This window comes from Microbacterium sp. AR7-10, assembly GCF_001878835.1.
GTDB lineage: Bacteria > Actinomycetota > Actinomycetes > Actinomycetales > Microbacteriaceae > Microbacterium > Microbacterium commune.
In genome coordinates this window covers 1-8329 of the sequence record NZ_MJIR01000103.1, presented here as the reverse complement: position 1 = coordinate 8329, position 8329 = coordinate 1, and the positions used below count along the sequence as shown (strand labels likewise).

Genomic DNA, 8329 nt, shown 5'->3' with positions numbered 1-8329 from the left:
GTGTATGTTTATCGAACTACATGTTGACATCTCAGGTAGCTGTAGATTATGTAGATGCTGGTGATGTTTTTTTTTTGAGTTCGTCGGCAGCGTCAGATGTGTATAAGAGACAGCCCCGAAGCGATCCAGAGCGTCGACGACTTCGGTCGCGACGGCGCGAAGGCGATGATGCACGCGCGCGGTCTGATCGACGTGCTCGTGCCGCGAGGCAGCGCCGCGCTGATCGAGACCGTCGTCACCGAATCCACCGTGCCGGTCATCGAGACGGGGGCCGGGGTGGTGCACATCGTGATCGACGAGTCGGCGCCGATGGACTGGGCGCGCGACATCGTGCTGAACGCGAAGGTGCAGCGCCCGAGCGTGTGCAACGCGGTCGAGACCGTGCTGGTGCACCGCCAGGCCGCTCCCCAGCTCATCCCGGTGATCGCGAGCGCGCTGCTCAGCGAGGGCGTCGCCATCCACGGCGACGACATGGTCGCCGGTCTCGTCGCGGGCACGATCCCGGCCACCGAGGAGGACTGGGCGGCCGAGTACCTCGGTCTGGAGATCGCGATCAAGGTCGTCGACGATCTCGACGAGGCGCTGGCGCACATCCGCCGATACAGCACCGGACACACCGAGTCGATCATCACCACCGACACCCGCAACGCGGAACGGTTCCTCGCCGAAGTGGATTCCGCGGTCGTGATGGTCAACGCCTCCACCCGCTTCACCGACGGCGCCGAGTTCGGGTTCGGCGCCGAGGTCGGGATCTCGACGCAGAAGCTGCACGCGCGCGGCCCGATGGGCCTCGGCGAGCTGACGAGCACGAAGTGGCTCGCGCGCGGGTCCGGCCAGATCCGCGGCTGAGGACTAGAATGGACAGGCGTTTGCTTGCCATGTCAGGAACGGAGTCAGGATGAACCTCATCGCCCAGATCGCGATGGCCGCAGCCGAGACGGAGTACCACGGCAACGTGGCCGCCGAGACCTTCATCTTCGGTGTCATCGCCGCGATCGTCTTCGCCGCGATGGGCCTGGTGACGCTGTCGTTCCGCAACGTCGCGAACCGCCACGCGGCCAAGGCCGAGGCGTACGCCCTGAAGCACGGCAAGGACGGCCACGGCCACTAGGACCGCATGCACGATTCCAGCGCTCGGGCACCGCGCATCGGCGTGATGGGTGGCACGTTCGACCCCATTCACCACGGTCACCTGGTCGCGGCGAGTGAGGTGGCGCACTCCTTCGGCCTCGACGAGGTCGTGTTCGTGCCCACCGGCCAGCCCTGGCAGAAGCAGCACGTCTCGCCGAGCGAGCACCGCTATCTGATGACGGTCATCGCGACGGCCTCGAACCCCGGCTTCACGGTCAGCCGCGTCGACATCGATCGTGACGGGCCGACGTACACCATCGACACGCTGCGCGATCTGAAGGCGCAGCGTCCGAACGCCGAGCTGTTCTTCATCACCGGCGCGGACGCCGTGGCGCAGATTCTCAGCTGGAGAGACCATGATGAACTGTGGGACCTCGCCCACTTCGTCGCCGTCTCCCGTCCGGGGCACGTGCTGAGCACGGACGGACTGCCCACCGACGACGTGAGTCAGCTCGAAGTGCCGGCGCTGTCGATCTCGTCGACGAACTGCCGCGAGCGCATCGCCGACGGCCAGCCCGTCTGGTACCTGGTCCCGGACGGCGTGGTCCAGTACATCGCGAAGCATCATCTGTATCGGAGCAAGGCATGAGCACTGAAGAGGACGGGCACACCCTCACGCGCAAGCAGCTGCGTGAGCTCCGCCTGACCGGCTCGACACCGGTCGTCAGCAGCGAGGACGCAGCCGCCGCGCAGGCGGCGCAGGCTGAGACGCCGAGCGACCGGTCCGCCGAGACGGACTCGGTCGAGTCGCACGCCGCCGAGCGCGCCGCAGCTGAGCCGGGTGCAGCAGTGCAGGCATCTTCGGCCGCCTCGTCGGCGCCGCTGACCCGCCGCGCCGCGCGTGCCAAGCAGCGCGGCCGCACGGATTCCGGCCCCGTCGACTCCATCGCACCGCAGTCCGCTGCCGAAGAGCCGGTCGCCGCTCAGCCCGTCGCCGAGCCGGTCGTGGCCGAGCCGGTCGTCGAAGCAACCGTCGTCGAAGAACCGGTGGTCGACGAGACCGTGGTGCAGGAACCGGTCGTGGCCGAGCTGATCGTCGACGTACCCGTCGCCGAGGCGGCCGCTGCGGCGGGATCCGTCCGCGACGGAAGCGTCCCGGTCTTCGCGCCGCAGCCGGCGCAGTCGACCACCTCCGACGCCGGCCTGCCGAGCGCGTCACCCGCCCGCGATCACGAAGAAGACCAGGCGGACGCGGATACGGATGGCGATGCGGATGTCGAGCCCGAGCGCCCGATGGTCGGAGCCGCGTTCGGCATCGGCGTCAAGCGGTCCCCGTCCGGGCCGGCCACGCCCACGGCATTCGACGATCTGATCGATACCGGATCGGGCGGTTCGCACAAGACCGCGAGCACGCTGATCTTCACGCCGTCGCCCGGCGCCGGGTCGCTCTCGGGGCCCGTAGCATCGACCGGCGAGCTGCTGATCACCGGCACCTACGCCCTGCCGGACGGCATGGGCTCGCAGGGTCACGCGCTCGGCACCACCGACGGCAAAGACATCGATGCCGTGCTCATCGACGGCGAGCTCGCGCCGGCGTCGTCGCCGACGCCCATCGCCGCGAGCTCGGCGATCAGCACCTCCAAGCCCGCCGGTGAAGTCATCCGTCCCCCCGTGCCCGACAAGGGCAGCAAGCTCACTCTCACCCTCGCGATCGTCGCCGGGGGTCTCGCGCTCGCGCTGGCCGCGTCGCTGATCATCGCTTTCACCACAGGAGTCCTCGGTTGATGCAATCCCCAGAAACCGCCGCAGAGATGCTGCAGATCGCCGCTCGTGCAGCTGACGCGAAGGGGGGCGAGGACCTCCTTGCCCTGAACGTCTCCGAGCCGCTGCCGCTCGTCGACATCTTCCTGCTCGTGACCGGAAACAGCGAGCGCAACGTCGCCGCCATCGCCGACGAGATCGAGGACCAGCTTCTCGAAGCCGGGCACCGTCGAGTGCGCCGCGAGGGCCGTGCCGAGTCGCGCTGGGTGCTGCTGGACTTCGGCGACCTGGTTGTGCACGTCTTCCACTCCGAGGAGCGGGTGTACTACGGTCTCGAGCGTCTCTGGAAGGACTGCCCGGTCGTTCCCATCGAGCTCCCCGCGCCCGCCGCGGGGGAGTGATCGCGGGCGTCGCCGCCCAGCGTCAGTCGACGCGCTCGTCGCCTGACCAGGCGTCGTCAGCGTCTGCGGCGCCGGATGCCAGGCGGTCGGCGTCGATGCTGTCGATCCCGTCGGGATCGGCGTCCGGATCCAGCTCGACCTCGCCGTCCACCTCGCGGGTCGGAACGGCTTCGTTCTCTTCGAGGTCGGGGTCTTCGGGAAGCATGTTCGGGGTGGGGTTCGACATGATCGCTCCTCTTCGTGACGACGTCGTGCGCGCCGTGTCCGGCGAATCTAGCGCGCCCCGGTCCGGTGTCGGATCCGGTTGACGGCGCACGTCTCAGGGGCTAGGCGAGGCGACACACCCGGCCCGGTGGGGCGATTTGGCACCCGCCCGCCGGTGCGTAGTATGCTGATCAGGTTGCCGAGTCAGGCAGCGAAGATGGGCCTGTGGCGCAGCTGGTAGCGCACCTGCATGGCATGCAGGGGGTCAGGGGTTCGAGTCCCCTCAGGTCCACGTAAGTTGAGAAGATCGAAACCTGCCCCGTCTGATGGCGGGGCAGGTTCTTGTCCGGGCCGGTCTCGTCTGCGGTGCTGCTGCTGCCGGACGCGAGGACGCTGGCGGCAGGCTCTGCCGGGACAAACGTGGTGTTCTCGTCCTCGTCCACAACAATCCGCTTGAACAGGGCGCGGTTCAGGATGCGGCGTTCAGAAGGTTCGCACTTGCTGTAGAGGTCGCCGAGATCGGTGAGGATGCCGATGATCTGGTCGAGGCCTCCACGGGCGCTGGTGTAGGTGGTCGCGAGGCTGTCGAGCCGGTTCGTGGTCGCGTCGAGGCTCGTGCGGATGCGATCTTGTTCGCTCTTGAGCAGGTCCAGCGGGATCGCGTCGGCATAGTGGGCTTGGACGAGCTTGAGCCGTTCAGCTTCGAGCTTGTTGCGCTGGTTGGTCAGCAGGACGCGTTCGTCGTCGCTGGAGGCTTCGAGCTGGTCGAACACCTGATGCAACACCGCCCGGACGTGCGTTGCCTCATCCTCGGTGAGCCCGTTGCTGCTGTATGTGGTTTCGATGCGTTCTTCGAGGCGGCTGGCCAGAATCGCGGAGCGGGTGCAGCCGTTCTTCTTCCGACGCCGGCCAGTGCACGTGAAGTACTCGTAGCGGTCACCTTGCTTGTCCCGAGGCCGTTCGATCATGAGTTTGGCGCCGCATGAGCAGTACAGGCTGCCCTTGAGGTAGTGGTCGTACTTCTGCGGCCGTTCCCCGACGGCGTTCTTCGCGTCGAGCTGAGTCTGGACGCGCAGCCAGGTCTCAGCGTCGACGAGCGGCGTATGTGCACCGTCGTAGGTGATGCCGCGGAAGGTGACGGTGCCCTGATAGTAGGGGTTGGTCAGAATCTTGTGCAGCCCGGTCGTCGTGACAGGCTTGGCCGGCTGGGCAGGTGTGGGCCGGGTGGTCAGGCCGCGGGCCTCCAGTTCACGGGCGAGGGATGAGAGTGACCAATCGCCGGTGGCATAGGCGGTGAACGCGAACCGGATCAGGTCCGTGCGCTCGGAGTCGAGTTCGACGTCTCGGACCTCGCGGCCTTTGGCGTCGGTGCTCCGCACGTTGAGGTAGCCCAGCGGTACTTTGGTTGGGGTGCCGCCGATAGTGGCCTTTTGGACCATGCCCTTGACGACTTCCTGGGCGAGGTTGAGGGAGTAGAACTCGGCCATCGAGGCAAGGATGCCGTGCATGAACATCCCAGATGGGGACTCGTCGATGTTCTCGGTGACCGAGACGAGGGTGATGTTCGCCCCGCGCAGCGTGGTGTGGATGATCGCGTCATCGAGCCGGTTGCGGGCGAGCCGGTCGACCTTGTTGATGATGCAGTACCGCACCGGGTTCGCGGCGATGTAGTCAAGCATCTGCTGTAACGCCCGCCGGTGGGCGGTCTTTGCGGACTCGCCGGGCTCAATGAACTCCTTGACGATAACCGCACCGAGCTGCTCGGCCTTCCGCTCGGCGGCTTCGCGCTGGGCTGGGATGGACAAGCCTTCTTCGAGGCCGTTACGGGTGGCTTGGTCCTTGGTGGAGACCCGCAGATAGGAGATCGCCGGGACCAGCCCGTCCAGTGGCTCCTCGCCGGCCGGGACCGGCTTCCGGGTTGCTCCTGCGGCGAGGGCTCGCAGCGCTGCGAGGTCAAGGCCGGAGGGTAGGTCGATGAGCGTCATCGGGGTGACCGCCTTTCAGGTACCCAACCCAGGGGGGTGGGCGTCTGGGCGCCGGGTGGCGGTCACGTCAGTATGCGAGAAGAACACCCCCGAGATCAGGGGCTTAGGAATTGGTGCCAGCGACGCCGTGATCGTCGTGTTAAGGATCGATTCTACCGCTGAGGGTGAGCAGATCGCGAAGGTAGTCGCCGGTACGGCCGGTCTCAGTGTTCTCGCCGGCGGCGCGCAGCGCGAGGCGGATGAGGACTTCCGCGATCTTCTCCGCGTTGACCTCCTCGCGCCGTTCATACCGGACCCAGACCGACCGATCAGAGTCCGGTCGGTCGGTCTTGCGCTGGTAGGAGCGAACCATCACCGTTCACTGTTCCCGCTACCGGTCCCTGCGGGGGTCTCGGAGTCCGCCGGTGGCCTGGTCGATGGTGGCGAAGAATGCGTCCTCGGCGTCCTGGCGTTGCCGGACCTGGTCTACGACGAAGTCGACGAACTCGTGGTCCCGGTCTTCGATGAGGACGTCTTCGACCGGTGGTGCGGGCTCTTCGCCGGGCCAGGTGGTCTGCCGTGTCGGGCGGTCGCGGTCGAGGCGGGTACCGGAGGCGGCGACCCAGTCACGCAGCCGCTGACGGGCATCGGCAAAATCCCGGTGCCAGCCGATGGGTGCGGAGCCGTTCTGTTCGGGGTCGTAAGCGCACAGCCAGTGCAGGTGCAGCGCGGACAGCTCCCAGACCAGTTCCGGGTGGTGGTGCCAGAACGGCGGGATCACTGCGGCGGCTAGCCCGTAGGTGCGACGCAGCCAGTCGACCCACCGGTTCAGTTCCAGCCACTCCTGCTCCAGGTCGTGGGCGGAGAGCAGGTTCCAGTTGATCGGGTGCGGCGGCCCGCCCAGGGCCTCATCGCCTGCCACCCCGCCAGGGTCGTCGTCCAGGTCGTTCAGGTCGTCGAGTTCGAGTTCGTCGGGGTCGACGTCGCCGGGCTCCGGTCGTGATCTCTGCTCGTTCATCGTCTTGGGCCTCTCCGGTTCAGTGGCCCAGAACCGGCGTGTCGGCGGCCGGCCGGGTTTGCGGAGGGTCGAAGGCGTGGTTCTGCTCGCGGGTCGGGCTGTCGCGCTCTGCGGAGACACCTGCCCGGCGGGGCGTGCGGTCCACGTCGTAGCGGGTGCGGGCGGTGTCGTGGCCGATCTTCTTGGCGACGAACTCCTCGCCGTCGATGTGCTGCCCGGCACGCTCGTAGCTGTAGTCGTGGGCGTAGCCTTCGGCGACGAAGTTGTCGCCTTTGGCGAACCGCTCGTGGGCTCGTTCGGCGGTGGCCCGGTACATGACGAGGTTGCCGAAGGTTGGCTCCCCCTTGGTGAAAGATCCGTCCTGTTCGCGCCGGTAGTTCTCCTGCCCGAAACGGGCGTAGAAGCGTGCCTCGCCGCGCTCGGTGTAGGTCAGCTGTGGATCGGTGGCGATGAACCCGGAGATGGACTGTTGCGTGCGGATAGCCATCGGACTATTCCTTCCTGACATCGGCCGCGTCCCCGCGAGTCGGGGCTGCTCCTGTCAGGTAGGTGCACACGCAACTCCAGCACCGGATCAGGGAGCAGGGCGTTGGAGGAGGGCTTCGATCTCGGCGCGGTCGGCCTTCAACCTGGCCGCGTCCGTCCGGGACGGCCAGGCGCGTAGATCGGTCACGATCGGTGCCGCCGAGCGCAGCAAGGTCACTCCGGTGCCGAACGGCAATGTCCTGATCCGATCCGGGGGCAGGATTGCGACGCGGCGGATGGAGCGTTGGTTGGAACGGGTGCCGTGATCGCCGACGGTGATGGAGTCGGTGTACTCGTCGCGTTCACCGACGAGGGTGGACAGGTCTTGGAGGTCTCGACTGTTGGAGGCGCCGCCGAGGATAATTTTGACGATGCTGGCGTCCCAGATTGCGCCGGCGGCGTTGTCATTCCACTTGTTCCGTGCTTGGGCGAGGGACTGGAGGACGGGCAGGCTGGTGATGCCGGTGCCGCCGCCCTCGGCCATCAGGGTCGGGAGGCTTGGGAGGGGGGCGAGGTTGCCGATCTCGTCCAGTGCGAGCAGCAGGGGCGGGTCGAGACGTGCGCCGGGTGAGCGTGCGGCGATGCGGCGGGCGGTTTCGATGAGGTCTTCGACGAACGCGGCGACCAGGGCGGCGGATGCGCCGGCGCCGGCGCCGGTGGCGAGTAGGTAGAGGGTTCCGCGCTCGTGGATGAAACGTTCGGGGTCGAAGCCCTCACCCGGTCCTGGGGAGACGGCGTCGAGGACGCGGGGGTCTGCCAGGGCTCCGAGGGCGAGGGCGACGCCCTGCCAGATGGAGTCGCGGGTCTTAGGGTCGGAGTCGATCATCGCCCCGAGGGAGTCAGCCCAGCCGGTCGCCGCCTGGGTGCTGTTGGCGAGGATGGCGACGGCTTCGGCGGCGGCGGAGGGGTCAAGAGTCCATCGGAACAGCTCTGCCGGCGGCCGGTGGTCGAGGGCCGCGGCGTGCAGCAGGGCTTGGAGCGCGGTACGGGTCTTGCCTTCCCAGAACCCGCCGGATTCGACGCCACCTGCGGACAGGCCGGTGGCCCCGGCGAGGCCGGTGGCGCGGATCATCGCCGTCAGCGGGTTTTCACACCCGCGTACCGGGGACCAGCGCAGTCCGGCGGGGATGCCTTCGGCGAGGTGTTGGGGGTCGAACACCGCCACCGGACCGAGGCGCTGGCGGGCGCGGAGGGTGGCGGTGAGGTTGTCTCTTATACACATCTGACGCTGCCGACGAACTCTAGGGTGTAGATATCGGGGGTCGCCGTATCATTAAAAAAAAAAAAACAAATCGACTTCACCTTAAGTGAAAATCTGTATTAGCTCATGCACTTCTTGCACATCTGCCGCACTACCTGACCAACTCTGCAGCCTAACTTTACAC

The 8329-nt window shown here is 67.1% G+C and carries 9 protein-coding genes, 1 tRNA gene and 3 pseudogenes; 7 read left to right on the top strand and 6 right to left on the bottom strand.

The genetic code is table 11. From position 1 onward, the window contains the following. Nucleotides 1-114: 114 nt before the first annotated feature. The 5 genes and pseudogenes from BFN01_RS14005 to rsfS form a co-directional block, all read left to right on the top strand. Nucleotides 115-849 (top strand): annotated as a pseudogene (locus BFN01_RS14005) (glutamate-5-semialdehyde dehydrogenase); the annotation flags it as partial. Between the two features lie 49 nt (nucleotides 850-898). Next, nucleotides 899-1111, top strand: coding sequence for a hypothetical protein (locus BFN01_RS14000; RefSeq protein ID WP_071644948.1), 213 nt, complete (start codon nucleotides 899-901; stop codon nucleotides 1109-1111). A 6-nt stretch (nucleotides 1112-1117) separates the two neighbouring features. After that, nucleotides 1118-1720, top strand: coding sequence for a nicotinate-nucleotide adenylyltransferase (gene nadD / locus BFN01_RS13995; protein WP_071644947.1), 603 nt, complete (start codon nucleotides 1118-1120; stop codon nucleotides 1718-1720). After that, complete coding sequence (locus tag BFN01_RS13990) at nucleotides 1717-2856, top strand: hypothetical protein (RefSeq protein WP_071644946.1); 1140 nt, start codon at nucleotides 1717-1719, stop codon at nucleotides 2854-2856. The genes nadD and BFN01_RS13990 overlap by 4 nt, the downstream gene beginning before the upstream one ends. Next, a complete protein-coding gene (gene rsfS, locus BFN01_RS13985; RefSeq protein ID WP_071644945.1) occupies nucleotides 2856-3233 on the top strand; it encodes a ribosome silencing factor in 378 nt (125 codons plus the stop codon). Before BFN01_RS13990 ends, rsfS begins: the two co-directional genes overlap by 1 nt. Before the next feature lie 22 nt (nucleotides 3234-3255). Here the strand turns inward: rsfS and BFN01_RS13980 are convergent, their stop codons facing one another. Next, nucleotides 3256-3459: a hypothetical protein gene (locus BFN01_RS13980; protein WP_071644944.1), complete on the bottom strand. Its 204-nt coding sequence runs from the start codon at nucleotides 3457-3459 to the stop codon at nucleotides 3256-3258. A gap of 197 nt (nucleotides 3460-3656) precedes the next feature. Here BFN01_RS13980 and BFN01_RS13975 point away from each other — a divergent pair. Further along, nucleotides 3657-3729 (top strand) — tRNA-Ala (locus tag BFN01_RS13975). 34 nt (nucleotides 3730-3763) lie between these two features. Further along, nucleotides 3764-4423 (top strand): hypothetical protein, encoded by a 660-nt coding sequence (locus tag BFN01_RS15950; protein ID WP_256221170.1) that lies wholly within the window; start codon nucleotides 3764-3766, stop codon nucleotides 4421-4423. Here the strand turns inward: BFN01_RS15950 and BFN01_RS16035 are convergent. The 5 genes and pseudogenes from BFN01_RS16035 to BFN01_RS13935 all read right to left on the bottom strand — a co-directional run. Further along, nucleotides 4334-5422, bottom strand: a pseudogene (locus tag BFN01_RS16035) (recombinase family protein); the annotation flags it as partial. The gene BFN01_RS15950 and the pseudogene BFN01_RS16035 sit on opposite strands and share 90 nt — an antisense overlap. Nucleotides 5423-5561: 139 nt before the next feature. Next, nucleotides 5562-5774, bottom strand: coding sequence for a hypothetical protein (locus BFN01_RS13950; RefSeq protein ID WP_071644943.1), 213 nt, complete (start codon nucleotides 5772-5774; stop codon nucleotides 5562-5564). A gap of 18 nt (nucleotides 5775-5792) precedes the next feature. Further along, complete coding sequence (locus tag BFN01_RS13945; RefSeq protein ID WP_071644942.1) at nucleotides 5793-6419, bottom strand: hypothetical protein; 627 nt, start codon at nucleotides 6417-6419, stop codon at nucleotides 5793-5795. A gap of 19 nt (nucleotides 6420-6438) precedes the next feature. After that, nucleotides 6439-6906 (bottom strand): single-stranded DNA-binding protein, encoded by a 468-nt coding sequence (locus BFN01_RS13940; protein WP_071644941.1) that lies wholly within the window; start codon nucleotides 6904-6906, stop codon nucleotides 6439-6441. An 87-nt stretch (nucleotides 6907-6993) separates the two neighbouring features. Then, nucleotides 6994-8154, bottom strand: a pseudogene (locus BFN01_RS13935) (type IV secretory system conjugative DNA transfer family protein); the annotation flags it as partial. Nucleotides 8155-8329 lie beyond the last annotated feature (175 nt).

Coding starts and splice junctions, on each gene's coding strand:
- BFN01_RS14000 (WP_071644948.1), top strand. CDS start 899: ATGAACCTCATCGCCCAGATCGCGATGGCCGCAGCCGAGACGGAGTAC.
- nadD (WP_071644947.1), top strand. CDS start 1,118: ATGCACGATTCCAGCGCTCGGGCACCGCGCATCGGCGTGATGGGTGGC.
- BFN01_RS13990 (WP_071644946.1), top strand. CDS start 1,717: ATGAGCACTGAAGAGGACGGGCACACCCTCACGCGCAAGCAGCTGCGT.
- rsfS (WP_071644945.1), top strand. CDS start 2,856: ATGCAATCCCCAGAAACCGCCGCAGAGATGCTGCAGATCGCCGCTCGT.
- BFN01_RS13980 (WP_071644944.1), bottom strand. CDS start 3,459: ATGTCGAACCCCACCCCGAACATGCTTCCCGAAGACCCCGACCTCGAA.
- BFN01_RS15950 (WP_256221170.1), top strand. CDS start 3,764: ATGGCGGGGCAGGTTCTTGTCCGGGCCGGTCTCGTCTGCGGTGCTGCT.
- BFN01_RS13950 (WP_071644943.1), bottom strand. CDS start 5,774: ATGGTTCGCTCCTACCAGCGCAAGACCGACCGACCGGACTCTGATCGG.
- BFN01_RS13945 (WP_071644942.1), bottom strand. CDS start 6,419: ATGAACGAGCAGAGATCACGACCGGAGCCCGGCGACGTCGACCCCGAC.
- BFN01_RS13940 (WP_071644941.1), bottom strand. CDS start 6,906: ATGGCTATCCGCACGCAACAGTCCATCTCCGGGTTCATCGCCACCGAT.